This window comes from Streptomyces sp. VTCC 41912 (genome assembly GCF_045799175.1).
In the GTDB taxonomy this organism is placed as follows: Bacteria; Actinomycetota; Actinomycetes; order Streptomycetales; family Streptomycetaceae; genus Streptomyces; species Streptomyces albulus_C.
Window position 1 is genome coordinate 51,561 of record NZ_JBJMAB010000033.1, and the last position, 25,149, is coordinate 76,709.

Consider the following 25,149-nt stretch of genomic DNA (forward strand, 5'->3'; position numbering starts at 1 on the left):
CCCCAGAGAGCGGTTCACGAGAGAGCGGTTGACACGCCGAATGACTTCACGCGACGCAGTGACCTCACACCATCCCGCGGGCAGCGGCCTCCTCCCGCTCACGGTCGCCCAGCGGGGAGTCTTCTACGCCCAGCAGCTCGACCCCGGCAATCCCGCCTACAACACCGTCGTCGTCATGGAGATCCACGGGCCGGTGGACGGCCGCCTGTTGGCGCGTGCGGTCCGCCGGGCCGAGGCCGAGAGCGGCACCTTCGACGTGGAGTTCGTCGAGCTGCCCGACGGTCCCCACCAGCGCCCCGTCGCCCCGGGCTGCTCGACCTGGCGGGAAGTGGATCTCCAAGGTGAGGCCGATCCCTTCGGCGCGGCGCACGCGCTGATGGAGCGCGACAGCCGGACCGCCAACGACCTGTTCACCGACGTCCTGTCGGTGCACGTGCTGATGCGCGTCGGCGACGACCACTACCTCTGGTACCAGCGCAGCCACCACATCCTGTCCGACGGCTACGGCTCGGTGCGCCACTCCCGGCGCATCGCCGAGGTGTACGAGCAACTGGCCGCCGGCGAGGAGGTCTCCGGTCGGCCGCTCGGCCGGCTCACCGACCTGCTCGCGGACGAGGCCGAGTACCGGGCATCCGCGGACTACACGGCGGACAAGGAGTACTGGACCGGCGCCTTCGCCGACCGGCCCGAGACGGTCAGCCTGGCCCCCGGCGTACCGACCGGCGCCTCGGCCCGCGCCCTGGCCGCGACCAGTGAACTGCCCCACGCCGAAGTGCGGGCGCTGCGCACCGCCGGGCGGGAGGCCCGTACCTCGTGGAGCGTGGTGATGCTGGCGGCGGTCGCCGCCTATCTGCACGGCATGACCGGAGCCACCGACCTCGCCATCGGAGTGCCCGTCGCCGCACGGGTCGGAGCACGCTCCGAGAACGTGCCGGGCATGGTCTCCAACACGCTCCCGCTGCGGCTGTGCGTCGATCCCGGGGCGAGCCGCAGCGAGCTGGTGCGGCACGTGGGGCAGCGGCTCGGGCAACTCCTCGCGCACCAGCGGCACCCCTACGACGACCTGCGGCGCGACCTGCGGATGCTCGGTGCGAACGAGCAGCTGTTCGGCGTGCTGGTCAACATCATGCCGGCCGGCTCCGAGAGCAACTTCGCCGGCCGTGAGGCCACGTTGACCGCACTGTCGGGCGGACCCGTCCACGACCTCAACCTCACCTGCCACCCGGGGCCGGACGGTCAGGGCATGCGGATCGAGTTCGAGGCCAATCCCGCGCGCTACACCGCCGACGAACTCGCCGCGCACCAGCGCCGGTTCATCGATTTCCTGACCCGCTTCCTCGGCGAGCCCGCCGGCCGGGTGCTGGCCCGGACCGATGTCCTGACAGCGGCCGAGCGCGCTCGGGTGCTGGCCGCCGGACAGCTCCCGGGCCCTTCCGCTCCGGTGCCCGCGCGCACGTTCCCGGACCTGTTCGAGGAGCAGGTCCGCACCACCCCGCACCGTCCTGCGGTGATCTCCGCCGCCGGAACCCTCGATTACACCGAGCTCAACGCCCGGGCCAACCGGCTGGCCCGGGCGCTGGTGGAGCGCGGTGCCGGGCCCGAGAGCGTGGTGGCCGTCGCCCTGCCGCGCGGCGTCGCCGCCCTGACGGCTGCCGTCGGCGTACTGAAGTCCGGTGCGGCCTACCTGCCGATCGACCTCGCCCACCAACGGGCGCGGGTCGCCACCATGCTCGACGACACCGCCCCGGCGCTCCTGCTGACCACGCGCGCGGCCGATGACCCCGCCCTCGCCCCCGATGTGGTGCGGCTGCACCTGGCCGATGACGCCGATGACGCCGACGCCGACAGCCCCACCGGTCGGCCCGTGCCGGGACTGCCGGACACCGATCTCACCGACGCCGACCGCCGTTCGCCGCTGCGGCCCGCCCACCCGGCGTACGTCATCTACACCTCCGGTTCGACCGGCAACCCCAAGGGTGTCGTCGTCCCGCACACCGGCCTGGCCGGCCTCCTCGCGCACCAGAAGGCGCTCCTGGACCTCACCCCGGGCACCCGGGTGCTGCAACTGGCATCACGGGGCTTCGACGCCTCGATATGGGAGCTGTGCACCGCGCTGTTGACCGGAGCGGCCGCCGTCGTCGCCCCGGCGGAGCGGCTCGCCCCCGGGCCGCAGTTGGCCGGCCTGGTGCGCGAACTGGGCGTCACCTGCCTGCTGATGGCCCCGTCCGCCCTGGCCGCCATGGCGCCGGACGGTTTGCCCGAGGGCGTCACGCTGGTCGTCGGCGCGGAGGCGTGCGCACCGGAGCTGGTCGCCCGGTGGTCCCCGGGCCGGCGCATGGTCAACGCCTACGGGCCCACCGAGTCCACGGTCATCGCCACCCAGACCCCGCCGCTGTCCGGCCGGACCGTCCCACCCATGGGCCGTACCGTCCCCGGCACCCGGGTCCGGGTCCTCGACACCGCCCTGCGGCCGGTTCCGCCCGACGTCGAGGGCGAGGTGTACCTGAGCGGCGACGGGCTCGCCCGCGGCTACCTCAACAACCCCGGAATGACCGCCGAACGGTTCGTCGCCGACCCGTACGGGCCGCCCGGCACCCGCATGTACCGCACGGGCGACCTGGCCCGCTGGACGGCCGACGGTGAACTGACCTACCTCGGCCGTGGCGACAGGCAGGTCAAGGTCCGCGGATTCCGCATCGAACCCGGTGAGATCGAGAGCGTCCTCGCCCAGGCACCCGGCGTCGGCCGGGTGACCGTCGTCGTCCGTGAGGACCGGCCGGGCGTCCGCCAGTTGGTGGCGTACGTCGTGCCGGCGGCAGGCGCCGGGCCGCTCGACGCGACCGCGCTGCGCGACACCGTCGGTCGGGCGCTGCCCCCGTACATGGTCCCGGCCGCCGTGGTGTTCCTGCCCGAGCTGCCGCTGGCCCCGAGCGGCAAGCTGGACCAGCGGGCGCTGCCCAGGCCCGAGTACACCGGCTCCGTCACCGGGCGCGCCCCGCGCGACGCACGCGAGACCACGCTCTGCGAGTTGTTCGGTGACGTGCTCGGCGCGAGCCGCGTGAGCATCGACGACAGCTTCTTCGAGCTGGGCGGGGACTCCATCGTCGCGGTCCGGCTCGCTGCGCGGGCCACCCGCGCCGGCATCCCGCTCACCCCGCAGGCGGTGTTCGCGCACCGCACGGTCGCGGAGCTGGCCGCCCATGCCACCGAACCCGTCGAGGAGCCGACACAACTGCCGGTAAAAGAAGCGCAGTTGGTGGTGTTGGAAGCCGGCGAGCGAGCCCGTCTGGAGCAGGCGTGGCGGCACCTGGACACGACCGGTGAGGGCCCCGTGGCGGATGTGCTGCCGCTCGGCCCCCTCCAGCAGGGGATGCTCTTCCACGCCGGGCTCGCCGAGGGAGCCGACGCCTACACCGTGCAGAAGGTCTTCGGGCTGTCCGGCCCGCTGACCTCCGGCGCCTTCCGACGCGCCTGTCAGGCCGTGGTGGAGCGGCACACCGCCCTGCGGGCCGGATTCACGCAGTCGGCGGCGGGCGAGCCGCTGCAACTCGTCGCCAGGCATGTCGAGGTGCCCGTGCACGAGCACGACCTGCGCGGACTGCCGCCCGAGGAGCGGGACCGGCGCCTGGCCGACCTGCTCGCCCGGGACAAGCGGACCCCGTTCGACATGTCCGCGCCGCCGCTGCTGCGCTTCGGCCTGATCCGGCTGGCGGACGAACGGCACCTGGTCGCCCTGTCGAGTCACCACATCCTCTTCGACGGTTGGTCGGTGCCCCTGATCCTGCGCGACGTGCTCGCGTTCCTGCACGGTGAGGAAGCGGAGCTGCCCGCACCGGTACCGTTGCGTGCCTTTCTCGCCTGGGCCGCGAGCCAGGACCGGACCGCCGCCGAGCAGGCATGGCGGGGGGCGCTCGCCGACCTCGACGGGCCCACCCTGGTGGCCCCCGCCCGCCCGGCTCCCGCCGACTCCCTCCCGGGCCTTGTGGTCACCGAGCTGCCCGCGGGCCTCACCGCGGCCGTGGAAAGCACCGCCCGCACCCGTGGCCTGACCCTCAACACCGTGATCCAGGGGGCGTGGGCGCTGCTCCTGAACACCCTCACCGGCCGTGCCGACGTCGTCTTCGGCGGGACCGTCTCCGGTCGTCCGCCGCACCTCGCAGGGGTGGACGAGATCGTCGGCCTGCTGATGAACACCCTCCCGGTCCGGGTCCGCCTCAAGCCCGGTGAGCCACTGGCCGCACTGCTCGCCCGGGTCCAGGACGAACAGAGCGCGCTCGTCGGACACCACCACCTCGGCCTGCCGGATCTGCACCGGCTCGCGGGACACGGCGAGCTGTTCGACACTTCGGTCGTCTTCGGGAACGCGCCGATCGACCGCGAGGAGATCCTCAAGCAGGCCAGGGGGCTGCGCGTCACCGTCGAGGAGTCCGACCCCACCGGTGGTACGCACTATCCGCTCAGCCTGTCCGTGGTGCCGGGCGAGCGGTTGCGACTGGAACTCACCTACCGGGGCGACCTGTTCGAGGCGGCTGACGCCGAGACCTGCGTCGGTCGGCTGCGCCTGGCCCTGGAAGCCTTCGCCACCGCTCCCGACCGGCTGGTGGGCCGGCTGACACTGCTCACCGACGCCGAACGGCCCACCCCGGCACGCGGTACCGACGACACCGCGGGGGACGTCGCGACCGCCACGCTTCCCGTGCTCTTCGCCGCGCAGGCACGACGCACCCCGGACGCCGTCGCGGTCGTCTGCGACGGCGAGCGGATCACCTACGCGGAGCTGGCCGCCCGCGCCGGCCGGCTCGCCGGCGCCCTGGCCGCCAAGGGCGCGGGCCCGGGGCAGATCGTCGCGGTCCGACTGCGACGGTCCATCGAGCTGATCGTCGTCCTGCACGCGATTCACCTGGCAGGCGCCGCCTACCTGCCGCTCGACCCGGACTACCCCGACCAACGCATCCAGCACATGCTGGCGGAGACCCGGCCCGTGCTCGTCGTCGACGACGCGTTCCTGGCCGGCCTCGGACCGGAAGCCGCCGTCCCCGCGCCGGCCCCGGACCTGCGGCCCGAACACCCGGCGTACGTGGTGTTCACCTCGGGATCAACGGGCCGTCCCAAGGGGATCGTGGTCACCCACGCGGGCATCACCGCCTACCTGGCCGGCATGCAGGAACGCCACCCGCTCAGCACGGCCGACCGGGTGCTGCAACGCACCTCGCTCAGCTTCGACCCGTCGGTGTGGGAGATCTTCTGGCCGTTGCAGCGGGGAGCCGCCGTGGTCGTGGCCCGGCCCGACAACGAGGTCGCCCCCGGCTACCTGCCCGAGCTGATCCGCGAGGAACGGGTCACCGTCGCCCAGTTCGTGCCGTCCACCCTGGAGGTCTTCCTGCGCGAACCGGGCAGTGACCGCTGCGACAGCCTCACCCGGGTGTTCGTGGGCGGCGAGCAGCTGACGGGAGCGTTGGCCGACCATTTCCATGCCGTGGTCGGAGCCGAGCTGCACAACCAGTACGGCCCCACCGAGGTCTCGGTCTACACCACCACCGGCCGCGCCGCGGCAGGCGAGAACCCGGCCGCCGTACCGGTCGGCACCCCCCTCACCCACCTGCGTGTGTATGTGTTGGACGGGTTTTTGCGGCCGGTTCCGGTGGGTGTGGTGGGGGAGATTTATATCGCTGGTGTGGGGGTGGCTCGGGGGTATGTGGGTCGTCCTGGGTTGACGGGTGAGCGGTTTGTGGCGGATGTGTTGGGGTCGTCGGGTGGGCGGATGTATCGGACGGGGGATATGGGGCGGTGGTCTGCGGAGGGGGTGGTGGAGTACTGCGGTCGGTCTGATTTCCAGGTGAAGGTGCGGGGGCACCGGATTGAGTTGGGGGAGATCGAGGCGGTGTTGGCGGCTGATCCGTCGGTGGCGCAGGCGGTGGTGGGGGTGCCGGTGGATGGGGCGGGGGTGCGGCATGTGGTGGGTTATGTGCGTGCTGTGCCTGGTGTGGTGGTGGATGTTGAGGGTGTGCGGGGTCGGGTGGCGCGGGTGTTGCCGGAGTTCATGGTTCCGGTGCGGGTGGTGGTGGTGGAGTCCTTTGCGTTGACGCCGAACGGGAAGGTGGATCGGCGGGTTTTGCCGGTGCCGTTGTTTGGTTCGGGTCGGGTGTATCGGGCGCCGTCTTCGCCGCGGGAGCGGGTGTTGCATGAGGTGTTCGCTGAGGTGTTGGGGCGTGAGCGGGTGGGGGTGGATGACGGTTTCTTCGAGTTGGGTGGGGATTCGATCGCGTCGATGCGGTTGGCGGCGCGGGCGCATCGGGCGGGGCTGCTGCTGAGCGCGAAGGACATCTTCGTCCACAAGACCATCGCCCGCCTCGCCACCGTCGCCCAGGACGTGGACCCCGGCGCCGGAACCCCTCGCACCGACGACTTGGTGCGGATCGACGCCGACGAACTCGACGAACTCGAAGCCCAGTGGAAGAAGACATCGTGAGCCAGACATCCCTGGAAGCAGTCCTGCCGCTTACCCCGCTCCAGCAGGGCATGCTCTTCCACGCCCAGTTCGACGGCGGACAAGGCGAGGGCGAGGACGTCGACTTCTACAACGTGCAGACGCCTCTGGAACTCGTCGGTGCCCTCGACACAGAGGTGCTGCGCGGTTCCTGTGCCGCGTTGCTGGACCGCCACGGAAGTCTGCGCGCAGGCTTCCTCAGACGCCGCTCCGGCGAGGCCGTCCAGGCAATTGCCCGAACGGTGGAGCCCCACTGGGAGGAGGTCGACTTCTCCGGCTTCGGCGCCGCGGAGCGCCGGGCGCGTCTGGCGAGGTTCCTCACCGAGGACCGCGCCCGCCGCTTCGACATGGCCAGACCGCCGCTCCTGCGGTTCACGCTGGTCCGACTGGCAGCGGATCGGCACGTCCTGGTCCTCACCCACCACCACATCCTGCTCGACGGCTGGTCGGTCCCGCTGGTGCTCAGCGACCTGTTCCGCCTCTACCGGGACGGCGGCACCACCGAGAACCTGGCACCGGCGGTGCCGTTCGCGGACTACCTGGGCTGGCTCTCCCAACAGGACGGCGCGGAGGCCGAACAGGCGTGGCGCGCCGCGCTGTCCGACCTCGACGGTCCGACACTGGTGGCCGGCGGCGCCGGCACCGGCGCCTCCGACCGTGGCCAGCGGCGCGTCGTCGTGCAGCTGGCCGAGGCGGCCACCGCACGGATCGCGGAGGCCGCCCGCACCCGCGACCTCACGGTCAACACCCTGGTGCAGGGTGCCTGGGCGCTGATGCTGACCTCTTTGACCGGTCGCCGGGACGTCGTCTACGGCAACACGGTCGCCGGACGCCCCCCGCAGCTCGCGGGCAGCGACCGCATGGTCGGCCTGATGATCAACACCGTGCCCGCCCGGGTCCGCGTCGACCCGGCAGAGCCGGTGGCCCGCCTGCTGTCCCGCATCCAGGACGAGCAGACGGCCCTCTCCCACCACCACCATGTGGGCCTCGCGGACATCCACCGGGCCGTCGGTGTCCCCGAACTCTTCGACACCACCCTCGCGTTCGAGAACTTTCCCGTCGACCAGGCCGTACAGGGCGCTTCCGTGGCGGGCCTGACCATCGGCATCCTGCGGGACGCCGTCGAGGACACCCCGGAAGGCACCCACTATCCGCTGAGCCTGGCCGTCTACCCGGGCGAGGGCCTGCGCTTCGAGCTCAACTACCGCGCGGACGTGTACACCGCGCCGATCGCGACCGGCATCCTCACGCGGCTGTGCGCACTCCTGGAGAACATGGCCGCTCGCCCCGAACTGCCCGCCGCACAGCTGCCCGTGTGGAGCGACGACGAGCTGAGCGACCTGCTGGCTACGTCCACCGGCCGCTCCGTCGCGCACGCACCGCGGACCCTGCCGGACCTGTTCGAGGAACAGGTCCGTGCCACACCCGAAGAGATCGCCGTAGCCGATGCCACCACCAGCCTGACCTTCGGCAGGCTCAATGCCCAAGCCAACCGGCTCGCCCGGCTGTTGCGCGCGCACGGCGCGGGCCCGGGCCGGCTCGTCGCCGTCGCCCTGCCGCGCACCACCGACGCGGTCTCCGCGATCCTCGCGGTGCTCAAGTCGGGAGCCGGATACCTCCCCGTCGACGCCGAGAACCCCGCCGAACGGGTCGCCGCGATCTGCGCGGAGGCCCTGCCGGTGCTCGTCCTGGCCGCCGGCCCGACCGCGCACCTCCTGCCGGACGACGTACCGGCACTGCTCATGGACACGGCCGAGCTCCCCGACAACGCCTCCGACCTCACCGACGCCGACCGGACCGGGGCACTGCGCCCCGCCGACCTCGCGTACGTCATCTACACCTCGGGCTCCACCGGCCGCCCCAAGGGCGTCGCCGTCGAGCACCGCAACCTGGTCAACATGTTCCACAGCCATCGGGCGAACTACTTCGAGCCCGAGCGGGTCCGGGCGGGCGGGCGCCGGCTGACCGCCGCACTCACCAACTCGCTCGGCTTCGACGCGTCCTGGAGCCAGCTGCTGTGGATGGTCGCCGGGCACGAACTGCGCATCGTCGACGACACCGTGCGCAAGGACGCCCTCGCCCTCGTCGACCACGTGGCCGACACCGCGGTCGACGTTCTCGACACCACGCCCTCCGTCGCCCGGCAGCTGCTGGCCGCGGGCATGTTCGCGGGGGAGCGGCACCGCGTGCGGGTCCTCGCGCTCGGCGGCGAGGAGGTCGGCGAGGACCTGTGGGCCGAGCTGCGGGACGTCCCCGGGCTGTCCCTGTACAACCTCTACGGCCCGGCCGAGTGCACGGTCGACGCGATGTTCTGCCATGCCGACGCGGCTGCCCGCCCCTCCCTCGGAGGCCCCGCCGACAACACCCGTGTGTATGTGTTGGACGGGTTTTTGCGGCCGGTTCCGGTGGGTGTGGTGGGGGAGATTTATATCGCTGGTGTGGGGGTGGCTCGGGGGTATGTGGGTCGTCCTGGGTTGACGGGTGAGCGGTTTGTGGCGGATGTGTTGGGGTCGTCGGGTGGGCGGATGTATCGGACGGGGGATATGGGGCGGTGGTCTGCGGAGGGGGTGGTGGAGTACTGCGGTCGGTCTGATTTCCAGGTGAAGGTGCGGGGGCACCGGATTGAGTTGGGGGAGATCGAGGCGGTGTTGGCGGCTGATCCGTCGGTGGCGCAGGCGGTGGTGGGGGTGCCGGTGGATGGGGCGGGGGTGCGGCATGTGGTGGGTTATGTGCGTGCTGTGCCTGGTGTGGTGGTGGATGTTGAGGGTGTGCGGGGTCGGGTGGCGCGGGTGTTGCCGGAGTTCATGGTTCCGGTGCGGGTGGTGGTGGTGGAGTCCTTTGCGTTGACGCCGAACGGGAAGGTGGATCGGCGGGTTTTGCCGGTGCCGTTGTTTGGTTCGGGTCGGGTGTATCGGGCGCCGTCTTCGCCGCGGGAGCGGGTGTTGCATGAGGTGTTCGCTGAGGTGTTGGGGCGTGAGCGGGTGGGGGTGGATGACGGTTTCTTCGAGTTGGGTGGGGATTCGATCGCGTCGATGCGGTTGGCGGCGCGGGCGCATCGGGCGGGGCTGCTGCTGAGTGCGAAGGACATCTTCGTCCACAAGACCATCGCCCGCCTCGCCACCGTCGCCCAGGACGTGGCGGACTCCGAGAGGCGCAACGACCCCGCCGTACCCGCCGGCCCGCTGCTCACCCTCGACGACACCGAGCGGGCCGAACTCGACGCGAGCGGCCACCGGGTCGCGGACGTCCTGCCGCTGACCCCGCTCCAGCAGGGCATGCACTTCCACGCCCTGATGTCCTCGGACGCCGTCGACGTCTACGTCACCCAGCGACCGTTGCGGCTCGCCGGGCCGCTGTCACCCGCCGTACTGCGCACCGCGTTCGACTCCCTGCTCGCCCGCCACCCCGCACTGCGCGCCTCGTTCGTCTCGTTCGGCTCCGGGCGGACCGTCCAGGCCGTGCACGAGGACGTGCGCGTGCCCTGGCAGGAGGCCGACCTGTCGGCCCTGGACGCGGAGGAACAGCGTGCCAGGCTCGCCGAACTGCTGGCCGAGGACCGGACCCGGCGCTTCGACCTGGCGCGGCCACCGCTGCTGCGGGTGGCGCTGGTCCGGCTGGCGGCCGACGAACACCTGCTGCTGGTGACCCACCACCACCTGCTGCTCGACGGCTGGTCGCTGCCGCTCGTCTTCCGCGACCTGTTCGCCCTCTACGCCCACGCCGGCAACGACCGCGGCCGGCCGCCGGCGCCGTTCGCCGACTTCCTGCGCTGGCTCGGCACCCAGGACGACGAGCGCGCCGCCGAGGCGTGGCGCGAGGCCCTCGCCGGACTCGACGAGCCGACCCTGGTCGCCCCCGGCTCCGAGCCCGCCACGGCCACGCTGCCCGAACTGGTCTCGACGGCCCTCGACCCGACGGCCACCGAGCGGCTCACCGCCGCGGCACGCGCCGCGGACCTGACCCTCAACACCCTGGTGCAGGGTGCCTGGGCGACGGCGCTCGGCCACTTCCTGGGCCGTGACGACGTCGTCTTCGGCGCGACCGTCGCCGGGCGCCCGCCGGAGCTCGCGGGCGCCGAGGAGACGGTCGGCCTGCTGATGAACACCATCGCCGTACGCGTGGGACTCGACCCGGCGCGGCCCCTCGGCGACGCGCTGGCCGACCTCCAGGCCGCACAGGCCGGACTCCGCCCGTACCACCACTTCGGGCTCGCCGAGGTGCAGCGCGTCGCCGGGCTCGGCGAACTCTTCGACACCGTCGTGGGCTTCGAGAACACCCCCGTGGACCGGGACGCCGTCCAGGAGCAGGTGCCCGGCCTGCGGATCTCCGTCGACGACGCACCCGCACCCGGGGCGTCCCACTATCCGTTCAGCCTGGTCGTGGTGCCGGGCGAGCGCCTCAGCCTCGAACTGACCTACCGGGCCGACCTGTTCACCGCCGAGGTGGCCGGTGCCCTGCTCGACAGGGTCCGCAAGGTCCTTGACGCCTTCGTCCAGGACCCGGCGATCCCCCTCGGCCGGATCGAACTGCTCACCCCGCGCGAACACGGCGAACTACTGAGCACCGCGGCCCACCCCGCCGTGCCGCCGGCGCGTTCCACCTTCCCCGCGCTCTTCGAGGAGACGGTCCGGGCGAGGCCGGCCGCCGTCGCGGTGCACGAGGGGCCACGTGCCGTCACCTACGGCGACCTCAACGCCCGGGCCAACCAGCTCGCCCGCGCCCTGGTGGCCCGCGGCATCGGCCCGGAGAGCGTCGTGGCGGTGGCGGTGCCGAAGTCGGCCCAGCTGGTCCTCGCCGTGCTGGCGGTCCTCAAGAGCGGCGCCGCGTACCTGCCACTGGACCTCGGCTACCCGCCGGAGCGGTTGCGCTACATCGTCGCCGACGCCCGCCCGGACCTCGTGCTGACCACCGCCGAGGGCGCGGACCTGATGACCGAGGCGGGCGCCGGTGCGACCCTGCGCCTGGAGGGCGCATCGCCTGCCGAGAACCTCGGCGTGCCGGCCGAGTTGATCGCCGGGCTGGCCGAGACCGACCTGTCCGACGCCGACCGGACGGCACCGCTGCGCCCCGACAGCACGGCCTACCTCATCTACACGTCCGGCTCCACCGGCCGCCCCAAGGGCGTCCTGGTGCCCCACGCCGGCATCGCCGCCCTGGCCGCCCAGCAGCGCGAGGGGCTCACCCTGCGCCCGGACGAGCGGGTGCTGCTGTTCGCCTCCCCGAGCTTCGACGCCTCGGTGTGGGAGCTCGCCACGGCCCTGCTCACCGGTGCGGCCGTGGTCGCCGCGCCGGCCGACGAACTGCTGCCCGGGCCGGCTCTCGCTGCGACCGTGGCCCGGCACGGGGTGACGACGCTGCTGGTACCGCCGTCCTCGCTCGCCGTCCTGCCCGACGGCGCGCTGCCCGAGGGCGTCACTCTCGTGGTGGGCGGCGAAGCCTGCCCGCCCGACCTCGTCGAACGCTGGTCGGACGGGCGGCGCATGGTCAACGCGTACGGCCCCACCGAGGCGACCGTCATGGCCACGATGAGCCGGCCCCTGGCGGGTCGCACCAGCCCACCCCTGGGCGAACCGGTCGTGGGCGCCAGGGTGTACCTGCTGGACGACGCCCTGCGGCCGGTCCCGGTGGGCGTGACCGGCGAGCTCTACCTGGCAGGTGAGGGTCTGGCACGCGGCTATCTGCGCCGGCCCGGGCTGACCGCCGAGCGCTTCGTGGCCGACCCTTACGGCGCCGCGGGGGCGCGGATGTACCGCTCCGGGGATCTCGCCCGGCGCCGGCCGGACGGCACGGTGGAGTACCGGGGCCGCGGCGACCGGCAGGTCAAGGTGCGCGGCTACCGCATCGAACCCGGTGAGATCGAGTCCGTACTGGCCGAGGACCCCGCGGTCGCGCAGGTGGCCGTGGTCGTCCGTGAGGACAGCCCCGGCACGCGCCGTCTCGTCGCGTACGTCGCTCCCGCGGCCGGCGCCGAGCCGGACCCGGTGGCGCTGCGCGGCAGGGTCGCCGCCGCACTGCCCGAGTACCTGGTGCCCGCGGTCGTGGTCACCCTGGATCGGCTGCCGGTCACCCCGAGCGGCAAACTCGACCGGGACGCCCTGCCCGCGCCGGACTTCGCCGCGGCCGCGGACAGCCGTGCCCCGCGCACCGCCCGCGAGCGGCAGCTGTGCGAGCTGTTCGAGAAGGCCCTCGGGGCGCGCCGGATCGGCATCGACGACAGCTTCTTCGACCTCGGCGGCGACTCGATCGTCTCCATCAGGCTCGTCACGCTGGCCCGCGCGGAGGGCCTGGACATGACGCCCCGGGACGTCTTCACGCACAAGACGGTGGCCGAGCTCGCCACCGCGGTGAAGGAGCTCGTCGCGGTGCCGGAGGCCGAAGCCTCCGAGGAGCCACTGATCACCCTGGACCAGGACGAGCTCGCCGAGTTCGGCGAGGACTGGCGGGACACGGTGTAGGCCGCCCCTTGGGGACCACCCGCACCGCCCCCTTCCGTACGACCGCTGGACCACACCGTGGCCGGGACCCTGCTCGGCCGGTTCGGCGTGCACCAACAGGCGGCCCGGCCACCGGCGCGGGCCGCACAGGACCGAACGACGACGACCCTTGCGGTCCCGACCCGGTGAGGACACCGACCATGACACTCATATCTCCGCCCGCTGCCACGTCCCGCCCGGCCGAGGCCGACACACCGCTCGACACCCCTTGGGAGTTCCACCTCGACGCCGACGACGTGGCCGAGCTGGAGGCCGCCGCGCACCGACTCGGCAACTCCTGCGGTGACCCAGCACTGCCGGACTTCTACGACCGGGCGCAGCTCGCCGAGGAACTGCTGCCCGCCCGACTGCGCTCCTTCCTGACGGCATACCGGCGTTCCGGGCGGTCGGCCGCCTGCCTGCTGCACGGCTTCCCGGTGGACCAGGCGCGGCTCGGCCCCACCCCGGAGCACTGGCGCAAGGCCGTCGACGGCGACACCGCCCGGTCCCAGGAGACCTGGCTGGCGCTGTGCGGTCTGGCGCTGGGCGACCCGTTCGGCTGGGTGACCCTCCAAGACGGCCGCATCATCCAGAACATCCTGCCCATCCGCGGCGACGAGACGCGCCAGAGCGGGCACGGCAGCGAGACCCTCCTGGAGTTCCACACCGAGGACGGCTTCCACCCCAACCGCTGCGACTACCTGCTGCTGTTCGGCCTGCGCAATCCCGACCGGGTGCCCACCATCGTGGCGTCCGTCCGCGACGTCCGGCTCGATGACCATGACCGCACGGTCCTCGCGGAGGACCGCTTCCACATCCTGCCGGACACCGAACACCTCCGGCAGTTGGAGACGCACGCCCCCGATCACCCGGCGCTGCCCGGGCTGCGCGCCCTGCGCGACCGGCCAACGCCGACCGCAGTGCTCTTCGGCGACCGGCTCAACCCCTACCTGCGCATCGACCGGCCCTTCATGCACGTACGGACCGGTGACACCGAGGCCGAGGCCGCGCTCGACAGACTGATGGCCGAGCTGCAGCGCGTCCAGCAGGACGTCGCCGTGGGCCCCGGCTCGCTGCTGATCGTCGACAACTACCGTGCGGTGCACGGCCGCAGACCCTTCACCGCGCGCTACGACGGCACCGACCGCTGGCTCAAGAAGCTGACGGTCAGCCGGAACCTGCGCCAGAACCTCAACGGCTACGCCCTTCGGCACCCCCGTGTCATCGTCTGAGCCGGGCCCCGCCACTCTCCTCACCGACCCTGTGAAAGGGCAGCCAAGCGTGCGCACTGTCATCGTCTCCGGCGCGTCCAGTGGAATCGGGCAGGCCACCGCCGAGCGCTTCGCCCGCGCCGGCGACTTCGTCGTCAACCTCGACGTGAACGCCCCGCCCGCGGACACCCCGACCGGCCCTCGGGAGGGGGGCGGTCACCTGCGCTGGGTCGAACAGGACGTCGCCGACTGGGAGGGAGTGCGGACGGCCGTCGACGAGGTCCGGGCCGAGCGGGGCCGACTCGACGTGGTCATCGCCAACGCGGGCATCAGCGTGCGGCACGGCATCCTCGACCTGACCGAGGCCGACGCCCGACGCACCGTGGACATCAACCTGATGGGCGTCCTCGCCCTGTGGCGCCACAGCGTTTCGCACATGCTGGACCAGGGCGGGGGAGTGCTGTTGGCCACCGCGTCGGTCAACGGCACGCGGGGCTATCCGCTGTACGCCGACTACAACGCCTCCAAGGCCGCTGTGACCTCGCTGTGCCAGACCTTCGCCATAGAACTGGCCCCCCTGATCCGCACCGCCTGCGTCGCGCCCGGTGCCGTGCTGACCCCCATGCAGCGCGCCGAGTACACCGACGCCATGCTCGACGAGGTCAACGAGCGCATCCCCGCCCGCCGCCACGCCCGGCCCGAGGAGATCGCCGACGTCTTTTACTTCCTGGCCTCACCCGAGGCCGCGTTCGTCTCCGGCCAGCAGTTCGTGGTGGACGGCGCCGAGACCGCCGGAGCCACCACCGCGTTCTTCCCCGGCCCCACCGAGCCGACGCGGTGACCGCACCGACGCCCGTCCCACACCGCCGAGTCACCACTTCAGCAGGAGTTCGATGATGACCGCCATGACCAGCCGCCCCGAGCCGGCTCCGGACGCGCTCGGGGACGTGGACCTCGCGGACCCGCTGCTGCACGCCCGCCACGACCTGGGGCCGCTGTGGCGTCGTCTGCGCACGGAGGCCCCGGTCCACTGGCAGCCGGAGAGCGGCACCCGACCCGGGTTCTGGGTCGTCAGCCGCCATGCGGACGTCGTCGCGGTCCTCAACGACTCCCAGACCTTCACCTCCGAGCGCGGCAACGTGCTCGACACCCTGCTGGCCGGCGGTGACTCCGCCGCCGGCAAGATGCTCGCCGTCACCGACGGAGGCCCGCACAAGGCCCTGCGCAGCGCCCTGCTCAAGCCGTTCTCGCCGCGTGCGCTCGATGTCGTCGTCGACAGCGTGCGGCGTGGCACCCGGGCCCTGGTCGAGGAGGCGGTGGCCCGGGGCACGGTGGACTTCGCCGCGGACGTCGCCGCGCACATCCCGCTCGCCGCGATCTGCGACCTGCTCGGCGTGCCGCTCGCGGACCGCCGGCAGATCATCGAACTGACCTCCTCCGCGTTGTCCTCCGCGGACGGCGTCCCCACGGAGGAAGCGACCTGGTCGTCCCGCAACGGCCTGCTGTTCTACTTCTCGGAACTGGCCGCCGCGCGCCGCGAGAAGCCGCTGGACGACGTGATCAGCCTCCTGGTGACCAAGGAGATCGACGGCCGCCCGCTGTCGCACGAGGAGATCGTCTTCAACTGCTACAGCATCATCATGGGCGGCCACGAGACCACCCGGTTCGCCATGGTCGGCGGGGTGCAGGCGCTGATGGAGCGGCCGGAGCAGTGGCACGCACTCAAGACCGGGCAGGTGAGCACGGCCTCGGCGGTCGAGGAGGTGCTGCGCTGGACGACGCCCGCCCTGCACAGCGGCCGTACCGCCACGCAGGACGTCTTCCTCGGCGGGCAGTTCGTCGAGGAGGGCGACATCGTCACCGCCTGGATGGCCTCGGCCAACGGTGACGAGCGGGTGTTCGACCGGCCCGACGTGTTCGACCTGGCGCGCACCCCCAACAAGCACCTGTCGTTCGCTCATGGGTCGCACTTCTGCCTCGGTGCGTTCCTGGCCCGCGCCGAACTGGCGGCCCTGCTGGAGAGTCTGTGCGACCTGGTCGCCGTCGCGGAGCCCGCGGGCGCGCCGGGCCGTGTGTTCTCCAACTTCCTGAGCGGCTTTTCGTCCCTGCCGGTCACGCTCGTGCCGGAGGGCCGTCAGGCAACCTGAGGGAGACGATCCCCCCACTGCCCACTGCCCACTGCCCACTGCCCACTGCCCCTCCCACGGCCCTGTCACCGTCAGGGCCGTGGGGGCTTCCCGGCCCGCGCTCGCTACCGCGCCGACAGCGCCGCCAGTTCCTCGGCCACCGCTGCCACGGTGGCCCGCGGATGGCTCTGCGGAAAGTAGTGGCCGCCGGGCAGGACGTGCATCCGGTGCTCAGCCGTGGTGTACAGGTTCCAGGGCGCCACGTGCGCCACCGGAGACACCGCGTCCTCGGCGCCGGCGAAGGCGACCAGCGGGCAGCCCACGGCGACCGGCCGCGGGATGCGGTAGCCCTCCGCGAAAGCCATGTCGCTGCGCACGGCGCGCAGCAGGTCCCGCAGGAAGTCCGGAAAGTCGAGCAGTTCGTCGGGCAGTCCGCCGCTGCTGCGCAGCCAGGCGACCAGCCGGGCCTCGTCGCCGTCCGCGACGGGCTCCCCGTCGAGCGGCACGTGGGGAGCACGCGATCCCGACACCAGAAGGACGCTCGGCGGCCGCAGACCCGCCCCCCGCTCGATCTCCCGCTCGATCCGTCGCGTCAGCTCGTAGCCGAGCAGGGCGCCGAAGCTGTGCCCGAAGAGCGCGTACGGCAGGGTGAACTCGCCGCGCAGCCCGTCGAACAGGGCGTCCACCAGCGTGTCGAAGGACTGCGGCAGGGGTTCGTCGATGCGGGAGCCGCGACCGGGCAACTCGACCGGCGCCAGCTCGACCCCGTCGGGAAGGTGCGGTCGCCAGGAGCGGAAGGTACCGGCCCCTCCTCCGGCGTGCGGCAGGCAGATGAGCCGGGACCGGAGCGTGCCGGGGGCGTGCCGGGCACCGATCCAGTCGACGGTGGCCGGGGTGGGGTTCGAAGCGCACATGGGGCCAGCCTCGGTACTGCCGCCGGCGCCAACCAGGCAAGAGCTGCGGCAAATTGAGCGGGGTCCGCCCGCCCGCGCCCGGAGTTGCCGCTTGCCTGCCGGGTCCGTTGCCTGCGGCCGGTGGCGTGCCCGCCCGGCGTGCGGCGCGTCCGACCGGCGGGCCGGGAGCCGGCCTGCGGCGATCACCGCGCGTCGTCCGCCCGCCCGGTCGCCAGGCAACCGACCGGCAACCGGGATGCTGGTCGAAATGCCGCCGGTCCGCGGGTGAGTTACCGGCCGCTTGCCTGGCAGGAGCGGGGGGCGCGCCGCGATGCTGCGCAGCAGGCGGGCATGTGCACCGCGCCCCGTGCGTACCGGACGTGCCGCACCTCCCTGACCTTCCGAGAGGACAACTATGCTGGACATACCGGACCGGGGGCTGCTGGCGTGGCTGGACGAGGCGTCCACCGAGCGCGGCCTGTACTACGCCAACCGCGGCGACGACTGGGACTTCTCGTCCTACCACGACCTGGCGGAGCTGGTGTTGCGGACCGCCGCCGCACTGCGCGCGAAGGGCGTGGGCGAGGGTGACGTGGTGGGGCTGGTGCTGCGTTCCAGCCCCGGTTTCGTCGCCGGCTTCTTCGGCGCGCTGGCCGCCGGTGCGACGCCCTGCTCCATCGCCCCGCCGTTCGCCTTCCAGCGGGCCGACGAGTACGAGCGGCACGCGGCCCACCTGTTCGAGACGGTCCGGCCCAGGTACACCGTCTGCGACGACGAGTCGCTGGAGCGGATCCGCAAGGTCACCGCAGGGGTCGGGGTGCCCGAGCCGGAGGTCTTCGCCCAACTCGTCGCGGGGGTGGCCCCGCTGGAGCGGCCGCTGCCGCTGCCGGAGACCGCGCTGGTGCAGTTCACCTCGGGCTCCAGCGGCTTCTCGCGCGGCGTGCGGATCTCCGCCGACGCCCTGCGGACCAACCTCACCGGCATGCGCCGCTGGATCGACTGGACCCCGGACCGCCCCGGCGTCAGCTGGTTGCCCGTGCACCACGACATGGGCCTCGTGGGCTTCCTGCTGAACGCGGTCGTCACCGGCTGCGACGCCTGGATGATGCAGCCGGACGACTTCATCCGCTCGCCGCTGCGCTATCTGCGGTGCATCAGTGAGCAGGGCGCTGCCATGACGGGCATGCCGAACTTCGGTCTCGCCTACCTCCTGCGCCGGGTCAAGCCCGCCCAACTACAGGGCCTGCGCTTCGACTCGATGCGGGCCGTGATCATCGGGGCGGAGCGGGTCGACCCGCAGGTCCTGGAGGATTTCCACGCGCTGTTGGGGCCGCACGGCCTCGACCGCGGCGCGCTGCTGCCGGCGTACGGCGGCGCGGAGGCGACGCTGGCGGTGACCGGTCTGCGGCCGGGCGAAGGCTGGGCGACGCAGGTTCCGGACGACGGGGACGCCGCGGCGCTGACCGGGACGGCGGTGGTCGGCTGCGGCCGTCCGTTGGAGGGCCGGGAGGTGCGGATCGTGTCGGAGGACGGCGAGGAACTGCCGGACGGGCAGGTCGGCGAGATCGTCGTCACCGGGGTGTCGATCGCGAGCGGATACGTCGGCGACGGGGGTTCCGCGTCCGGAACCAGCCTCGCCGGGGAGGGGCTCGCCTCAGGTGACGCGGGCTTCGTGCGCGACGGGCAGTTGTTCGTGATCGGCCGGCTCGGTGACGGGCTCAAGGTCAGCGGAAAGATGGTCTTCGCCGAGAGCCTGGAGACCCTGCTGCACCAGCGGGGCATTGCCGAGCGCCGGGTCGCCGTCCTGCTCGGGGTCCTGGACGGTCGGCCCACGGGTGTGGCCGTCTTCGGCGGTGTGCAGGACGGCTGGCGGGAGGCCGCCCACGAGGTTCTCTCGGAGTGGCTCGGGGACGCCGACCTCCTGGCCGTCGAGCTGCCCCGCGGCGGCATCGCGGTCACGTCCAGTGGCAAGCCCCGCCGCCGGGTCATCTGGAAGGCGCTGTGCGCGGGGGAGTTCACCGCCGCCACCACCCCACTGACGAGGCCGTGACCAGGACGGGAGAGCGGGCGGAAGGCCGACGCCGCCGGCCCTGTGGCGCGTCACCCATTAGTGCGTCCGTAGACAATGGTGTGCGTCGCACACTATGGTGTCTTCGTGTCCGTGGAAGAACTGACTCTCGCCCAGGCCCATGAACTGCGCCGTGGGACGGTGGTCCTGGCCTGCCTCGCGCTGCTCCGGGAGCCGAGTTACGGCTATGCGCTTCTGGAGACGCTCAACGCTGCCGGGGTCTCCGTCGACGGCAACACCCTCTACCCCTTGCTGCGCAGGCTGGAGAAGCAGGGCCTGCTCACCAGCGAGTGGAACACCGACGAATCCCGGCCGCGGAAGTTCTACCGGGTGAGCCCCGACGGCTCCCTGGTCCTCGCCGGCCTGGTCCGCGAGTGGCAGGACCTCTCGGCCACGATCGCACGACTCACCAAGGAGAACGGATGAGCACCAGCAGTCTCACCGAGCGTTACGTGGACGAGGTCGTCCGGCGGCTCCCGGCCGCCCAACGCGACGACATCGGCGAGGAGCTGCGCACCACGATCGCCGACACCGTCGAGGCCCGCGAGGCGGCGGACCCGCAGTCGGCCGAGCGCGAGGTGCTCACCGAGATGGGCGACCCCGTCCGGTACGCGGCCCGCTACACCGGCCGGCCGCTCGCGCTGATCGGGCCGGACCTCTACCCGGCGTACATCCGCCTCCTGGTGCTGCTGCTGTCCTCCGTGCTGCCGGTGATAACCACCGTGTCCGTACTGGTGGAACTGGCCGACAGCGGCGACGTCGGCGCGGCGGTCGGCGAGGGCGTCACCACCGTGCTGACGCTGGGCGCCCAGATGATCGCCGTGCTCACCGTCGTCTTCGCCCTGGTCGACCGGCTCCGCAGCCGGGACGGCGCGCCCGCCCGAAGCGCCGCGTGGACCCTCGACGACCTGCCCGAGCCCCGGAAGAAGGACAAGGTCGGCATCGTGGATGCCCTCGGGGCGGCGTGGTACGCGCTGCTGATCTCCCTGACCGTGTGGCAGCACGTCGCGAAGCCCTACGGGGCCGACGGCCACGGCGGCGGCAAGGCCGTCGAGGTGCTCGACCCGGCCCTGTGGTCGGGCTGGATCTGGCCCGTCCTCCTCGGCCTCGCCGCCATGCTGGCGCTCTCGGCGGCCCGGATCACCGTACGGGGGTGGACCGTTCGCCTCGCCGTCCTGAACACCGTGGCGCAGGCCGTGTTCGCCCTGCCGTTCGCCTGGATCCTCCAGCACCGGATGCTCTTCAACCCGGAGTTCCTGAAGACCGCGGCCACGGACGCGCTGACCCAGGAGGTCTACTCGGGACTGGCCGTCATCGTGCTCGTCCTCGGCGCGAGCGCCGTGGTGACGGGCTTCCGCTCGGCCCGGCGCTGAGACGGGGCTCCCGGTGGCACCGACCGTGCCGATGACGCCGACCGCGCCGACCGTGTCGACGTACGGCACCGCGCCGACGTACGGCACCGCGCCGGCGCCTGACGCGCCGGCGCCCGGGTGGACGCGCTCTCGCCGGCATCCGCCCGGGCACCGCGGGACTCGTCGGCCGGCTGGCCGGCCGGCGCGAGCGGTGCGGGCCGCGGCCGGGCCCGAACCGCTGCCGTCAACGGACCCGCAGGGTCTCCGGGCGCACCAGGTTCTCCGCGAGCAGCAGATCCTTCACCCGGTCCGAGAGCATGTCCAACTGGCGCAGCACGAAGATGACTTGCTGGAACAGCATCTGCCGGTAGGTGGCCATCATCGGGTTGGTCCGCGCGAAGTGCAGCCCCTTGGCCACGTCGAGGTCCATCCGCTCCCAGACCTCGCGCAGCATGAACCGACGCGACATCAACTGGATCGCCTCCAGCAGGAAGTCCTCGCGCTCCCGCAGCTCCGCGGAGGTGACCTGGCTGTACATGCCGGTGAGCGCGGTGACGCCGAAGGCGATGTGCCGGGCCTCGTCCTGCGCGACCATCCTGGTGATCTGCCGGATCACCGGGTCGCCGAAGCCGCTGCTCGCCAGGCGCAGCGCCGTGATCGCCAGCCCCTCGACGACCACCTGCATGCCGAGGTAGACGATGTCCCACCGGGACTCCGACAGCAGATCGCGCAGCAGCGTCTTCAGCCCGGGGTTGATCGGGTAGACGGACCGCAGCTTCTCGTCGACGTAACGGGCGAACGCCTCGACGTGCCGCGCCTCGTCGGCGACCTGCGAGGCGGCGTAGGTCTTGGCGTCGAGGTCGGGCACGGTCTCCACGAGACGGGCGGTGGTCACCAGCGCACCCTGTTCGCCGTGCAGGAACTGGCTGCACATCCACGCCTGGTACTCCCAGCGGAACTGGGTCAGCAGCTCGCGTGGCACCGGACTGCCCTCGCCGACGACGAAGGACGCGAGCCGCGCACCGTTCTCCTCCGACAACTCGGCGCCGAACTGGACGTCGTGGTCCCAGTCGATGTCGGTGGTGGCGTTCCACTGTGAGACCTTGTTCTTCTCGTAGAGGTTCCACACGCGGCTGTCGCGGTCCCCGTAGTTCCAGTTCAGGCACGCCTGGAACATCGCGTCGACCTCCATGAGGTCGGCCTTGACGGCATCCAGGGTGAAGAGCGTCGCGTCGGACGTCTCGTCGGGCACTGTGGTCATTGGATTGCGGTCCACCCCTCCGGCGCGGAACAGGACTGTTCGCGGTCAGTTTTGGTGCGCCGAACCCCTCTTTCCAGGAACTGCCGGGGCAATTTGACGGCAGACCGGTTGCCGGTTCCCTTGCCTGGCCCCGCCCTCCCACCCGCCGCACGATGGAGCACGGCGGGCAGCAGCCCCCCCGCACACCGGCCGAAGGAGGAGCGGGATGGGAACCCGAGCCACCGCACCAGTCGCCTCCCCGAAGAGCGCACCGGTGCACGACCGGGCCCGCCCGTGGATCGTCGGCCGGGTCACCGCGCCCGACCCGCGCCTGCGACTGATCTGCCTGCCGCAGGCGGGCGGCAGCGCGGGCTCGTTCGCGCCCTGGCGCCTCGTGCCGCCGGCCGGGGTGGAACTCGCGACCGTGGAGCTGCCCGGCCGGGGCGTGCGGAGCGCCGAGCGCCTGCCCGACACCCTCGAAGAGCTCGCCGATGCCGTGATCGACGGTATCCGCGACGAGTTCGACCAGCCCTACGCGCTCTTCGGACACAGCTTCGGCGCCCTCCTCGGCTACGAGATCGCCGTCCGCATCGCCCGGCGCGGCCTCCCCTCGCCCCGCGCACTGCTCGTGTCCGCCGCCCGGGCACCGCACACCCCGGTGCGCCGGCGCGTCTCCGACCTGGCCGACCCCGAACTCCTCGGCTGGCTCGACGGGTTCGGCGGCTTCCCGCCCGAACTGGCCCGCTACCCGGCGTACCTCCGGTACGCGCTGCGCACGGTCCGCCGCGACCTCGCCCTCACCGAGTGCTACCTGGCTGCGGGGCCGGCCCGGGTCGGCTGCCCGCTGCACGTCTTCGGCGGCGCCGACGACCCGCTCGTCAGCGGTGCCGACCTGGCGCGCTGGCGCGACTGCGCCGCGGCCGGCTTCACGCTCCGGTCGCTGCCCGGCGGGCACGACTACCCCTTCACCGGTGCGTCGGCGCTCGACGCGATCGTGTCGGTCCTGCCCTGACCGGCGACCGGCCGGGAGGGACCGCTGCCGTCAGGTTCCACACGGTGCGCGCCCGCCGCCCTGCCGTCCTCACGGCGGCCCCGGAACAGGTTCACGGCCCTGTTCCGGGGCACCGGGGTTCGCCACGAGTGCCACCGCGGTGAACACCAGCCCGGACCGTGCGGACCACCGACCCGTGAACCCCGCGGCCCAGGGGCCCGCAGCCGTCAGGACGGCATCCGGCGGGACGGTGCGGAACGTGCCGTCGGCCCGCAGCCGCACGCGGTAGTCCCCGAAGCCGAACCGGGCCCCGGTCCACGGCGAGAACGCCTTGTAGGACGCCTCCTTGGCGCAGAAGAGCACCCGGTCCAGCGGTACGCCGGCACCCCGCGGAAACTCCTCGCCGAGCCAGCCGCGCTCGGTGTCCGTGACGATCCGGTCCGCGACCGCGCGGGGCAGGGGCTCCTGCGGCTCCGCGTCGATGCCCACCGCGGCGAAGTCCGCGGCACGCGCGACGGCGGCCGCGCGGTACCCCCGGCAGTGGGTCATGCTGCCCACCACCCCCGCAGGCCAGCCGGGAGCGCCCAGCGCACCGGGCACCAGGGGGACGGGGCGCACTCCGATCCGGCCCAGCGCCGCGCGGGCGCAGCCCCGTACCGTGGTGAACTCCCTGCGACGTTCCTCGAACACCCCTGCCACGGCGGCCTGTTCGGCGGCGAAGAGCACGACGGTCGCCTCGGGGCCCGTGTCGCCGAACGCCTCGTGGGTGCGGACGCCCGCGGGGACGAGCTGAGTGATCACCCGCAGATCATGCCACCGGCCCGCCCCCCTGAGAGTTGCCGGTGCACTGCCTGGCCCGGCCCCTGACGCATCGGCCAGCATGCAGGGGAGGTCCACGGCGCAGGCCCGGACGAGCACACACCAACGGGCGGGAAGACGGGTACCCATGGCGCAGTCGTGTCCCGAGGAGTCGGCGGAAGACCGCAAGCGCCCGCCGCCGTTGTGGCGTGACCGCGACTACCTGTACTGGTGGACGGGCAACGGCCTGTCCGCACTGGGCACCAGCATGTCGACGCTCGCCATCCCGCTGCTCGTCCTCCACCTCACGGGATCGGCGACGCAGGCCGGTCTCATCACCGTCCTGCACATGATCGGCAGGCTCGCCACCCTCGCGATCGGCGGAGTGCTGGCGGACCGGATGAACCGCCGCGCCATCCTGTGCCTCGCCCCGCTGGTCCAGGCGCTGTCGATGGGCGCCGTCGCCCTGCTGGCGTACCGGGGGGACCCCTCGATCGCCGTGATCGGCGCGATGGCGCTGGCCGGCGGGCTCGCGGACGGGCTGAGGAACGCCGTGTCGATGCCGGTGCTGCGCCGGATCGTCCCCAAGGAGCAGGTCGCCGCCGCCACGGCCCAGAGCATGGGCCGTGACATGGTCGCGCAGCTGGTCGGTGCCCCCCTCGGCGGTCTGCTGTACGCGATGGGCCGTTGGATCCCGTTCCTCGTCGACGCGCTCTCCTTCCTCTTCGTGTCCCTGGGCTCCGTACTGATCCGCCGCCCGCTGGGGCCGGACCGGCGCGCCGACGACGCGCCACGGGCCGGCCTGGGCGAGGAGTTGCGTGACGGCCTGCGCATGATCAGGCGCAGCGACTACCTGGTGTTCACGATGGTCTGGGGAGCTCTGCTGAACGTGGTGGCGGAGGGCTTCACCCTGCTCTTCGTCGTGCTCGTGCAGCACCGCGGCGGTGGGCCCGCCGCGGTCGGCACCGCGACGTCCCTCGCGGTGGCGGGCGGCGTCCTCGGGGCCGTCGTCGGGCCGTGGCTGATGGGGCGGCTGGGGGCGCGACGCGTCCTCCTGCTGTCCGCATGGGTCTTCACGGCGTCCTTCGCCGCCGCGGTGGCGGTCCCCAGCCCGTGGCAGATCGGCCTGGTCATCATGGTGGCCATGGCGGCCATGGTGCCGATGAACGTCGTCATCGAGTCCTACGAGGTCCGTCTCGTCCCGGACCGGTACCAGGGCCGGGTCGCCGCACTGAGCCGGTTCTTCGTCCAAGGGCTCCAGTGGGTCGGCCCGCTGGCGGCGGGGGTCCTCGCCGACGCGGCCGGGGTGGCGGGGGCCGTTCTCACCCTGGCCGGGGCGATGGCGCTGCTGGCCATCGCGCTGCACACCTCCCGGCGCCGCCTCGCGGTCCTGGACACCCCGCTCGCCGCGGTCCGGGAACTCGACCCGCCGCCGGCCGCCCGGCCGCTGCCCGAGCCGGTCGCGTAGGGCCGGGCGTCGCCAGGCAGGGGCCGACCGGGCACGGCCCAC

13 protein-coding genes are annotated in these 25,149 nt (G+C 72.7%); 10 read left to right on the forward strand and 3 right to left on the reverse strand.

What is annotated here, in order from left to right:
• Nucleotides 1-58: 58 nt before the first annotated feature.
• The 5 genes from ACJ6WD_RS31915 (at nt 59) to ACJ6WD_RS31935 (ending at nt 16,318) form a co-directional block, all read left to right on the forward strand.
• Nucleotides 59-6,469, forward strand: coding sequence for an amino acid adenylation domain-containing protein (locus ACJ6WD_RS31915; protein ID WP_407617057.1), 6,411 nt, complete (start codon nt 59-61; stop codon nt 6,467-6,469).
• Nucleotides 6,466-12,942 (forward strand): amino acid adenylation domain-containing protein, encoded by a 6,477-nt coding sequence (locus ACJ6WD_RS31920; RefSeq protein ID WP_407617058.1) that lies wholly within the window; start codon nt 6,466-6,468, stop codon nt 12,940-12,942. The genes ACJ6WD_RS31915 and ACJ6WD_RS31920 overlap by 4 nt, the downstream gene beginning before the upstream one ends.
• Before the next feature lie 179 nt (nt 12,943-13,121).
• The gene (gene gntD, locus ACJ6WD_RS31925) at nt 13,122-14,192 is read left to right on the forward strand and encodes a guanitoxin biosynthesis L-enduracididine beta-hydroxylase GntD (protein ID WP_407617059.1); all 1,071 of its coding nucleotides are present in this window, start codon (nt 13,122-13,124) and stop codon (nt 14,190-14,192) included.
• A 49-nt stretch (nt 14,193-14,241) separates the two neighbouring features.
• Complete coding sequence (locus ACJ6WD_RS31930; protein ID WP_016570403.1) at nt 14,242-15,012, forward strand: SDR family NAD(P)-dependent oxidoreductase; 771 nt, start codon at nt 14,242-14,244, stop codon at nt 15,010-15,012.
• A gap of 55 nt (nt 15,013-15,067) precedes the next feature.
• Nucleotides 15,068-16,318 carry a cytochrome P450 gene (locus tag ACJ6WD_RS31935; RefSeq protein WP_331248490.1) on the forward strand — a complete coding sequence of 417 codons (1,251 nt, stop codon included), beginning with the start codon at nt 15,068-15,070 and terminating at the stop codon, nt 16,316-16,318.
• Between the two features lie 104 nt (nt 16,319-16,422).
• On the opposite strand, the gene ACJ6WD_RS31940 is transcribed toward ACJ6WD_RS31935, so the two are convergent.
• On the reverse strand, nt 16,423-17,211 hold the full coding sequence (locus tag ACJ6WD_RS31940) for an alpha/beta fold hydrolase (RefSeq protein ID WP_331248489.1): 789 nt from the start codon (nt 17,209-17,211) through the stop codon (nt 16,423-16,425).
• A gap of 394 nt (nt 17,212-17,605) precedes the next feature.
• On the opposite strand from ACJ6WD_RS31940, the gene ACJ6WD_RS31945 reads away from it, so the two are divergent.
• The 3 genes from ACJ6WD_RS31945 (at nt 17,606) to ACJ6WD_RS31955 (ending at nt 20,631) form a co-directional block, all read left to right on the forward strand.
• Nucleotides 17,606-19,240: an AMP-binding protein gene (locus tag ACJ6WD_RS31945; protein WP_407617060.1), complete on the forward strand. Its 1,635-nt coding sequence runs from the start codon at nt 17,606-17,608 to the stop codon at nt 19,238-19,240.
• Between the two features lie 105 nt (nt 19,241-19,345).
• Nucleotides 19,346-19,684 (forward strand): PadR family transcriptional regulator, encoded by a 339-nt coding sequence (locus ACJ6WD_RS31950; RefSeq protein WP_233657800.1) that lies wholly within the window; start codon nt 19,346-19,348, stop codon nt 19,682-19,684.
• On the forward strand, nt 19,681-20,631 hold the full coding sequence (locus ACJ6WD_RS31955; protein WP_407617061.1) for an HAAS signaling domain-containing protein: 951 nt from the start codon (nt 19,681-19,683) through the stop codon (nt 20,629-20,631). Before ACJ6WD_RS31950 ends, ACJ6WD_RS31955 begins: the two co-directional genes overlap by 4 nt.
• Nucleotides 20,632-20,854: 223 nt before the next feature.
• Here the strand turns inward: ACJ6WD_RS31955 and ACJ6WD_RS31960 are convergent, their stop codons facing one another.
• Nucleotides 20,855-21,871: a diiron oxygenase gene (locus ACJ6WD_RS31960; protein WP_233657802.1), complete on the reverse strand. Its 1,017-nt coding sequence runs from the start codon at nt 21,869-21,871 to the stop codon at nt 20,855-20,857.
• A 205-nt stretch (nt 21,872-22,076) separates the two neighbouring features.
• On the opposite strand from ACJ6WD_RS31960, the gene ACJ6WD_RS31965 reads away from it, so the two are divergent.
• A complete protein-coding gene (locus ACJ6WD_RS31965; RefSeq protein ID WP_407617062.1) occupies nt 22,077-22,862 on the forward strand; it encodes a thioesterase II family protein in 786 nt (261 codons plus the stop codon).
• A 69-nt stretch (nt 22,863-22,931) separates the two neighbouring features.
• Here ACJ6WD_RS31965 and ACJ6WD_RS31970 read toward each other — a convergent pair whose 3' ends face one another.
• A complete protein-coding gene (locus ACJ6WD_RS31970; RefSeq protein ID WP_376558063.1) occupies nt 22,932-23,642 on the reverse strand; it encodes a 4'-phosphopantetheinyl transferase in 711 nt (236 codons plus the stop codon).
• Nucleotides 23,643-23,787: 145 nt separating this feature from the next.
• Between ACJ6WD_RS31970 and ACJ6WD_RS31975 the strand changes: the two genes are divergently transcribed.
• The gene (locus ACJ6WD_RS31975; protein WP_233657805.1) at nt 23,788-25,107 is read left to right on the forward strand and encodes an MFS transporter; all 1,320 of its coding nucleotides are present in this window, start codon (nt 23,788-23,790) and stop codon (nt 25,105-25,107) included.
• Nucleotides 25,108-25,149 lie beyond the last annotated feature (42 nt).

Excerpts from the sequence above, each read along its gene's own strand:
- ACJ6WD_RS31955 (WP_407617061.1), top strand. The coding sequence starts at position 19,681 with ATGAGCACCAGCAGTCTCACCGAGCGTTACGTGGACGAGGTCGTCCGG.
- ACJ6WD_RS31945 (WP_407617060.1), top strand. The coding sequence starts at position 17,606 with ATGCTGGACATACCGGACCGGGGGCTGCTGGCGTGGCTGGACGAGGCG.
- gntD (WP_407617059.1), top strand. The coding sequence starts at position 13,122 with ATGACACTCATATCTCCGCCCGCTGCCACGTCCCGCCCGGCCGAGGCC.
- ACJ6WD_RS31975 (WP_233657805.1), top strand. The coding sequence starts at position 23,788 with ATGGCGCAGTCGTGTCCCGAGGAGTCGGCGGAAGACCGCAAGCGCCCG.
- ACJ6WD_RS31960 (WP_233657802.1), bottom strand. The coding sequence starts at position 21,871 with ATGACCACAGTGCCCGACGAGACGTCCGACGCGACGCTCTTCACCCTG.
- ACJ6WD_RS31935 (WP_331248490.1), top strand. The coding sequence starts at position 15,068 with ATGACCGCCATGACCAGCCGCCCCGAGCCGGCTCCGGACGCGCTCGGG.
- ACJ6WD_RS31940 (WP_331248489.1), bottom strand. The coding sequence starts at position 17,211 with ATGTGCGCTTCGAACCCCACCCCGGCCACCGTCGACTGGATCGGTGCC.
- ACJ6WD_RS31965 (WP_407617062.1), top strand. The coding sequence starts at position 22,077 with ATGGGAACCCGAGCCACCGCACCAGTCGCCTCCCCGAAGAGCGCACCG.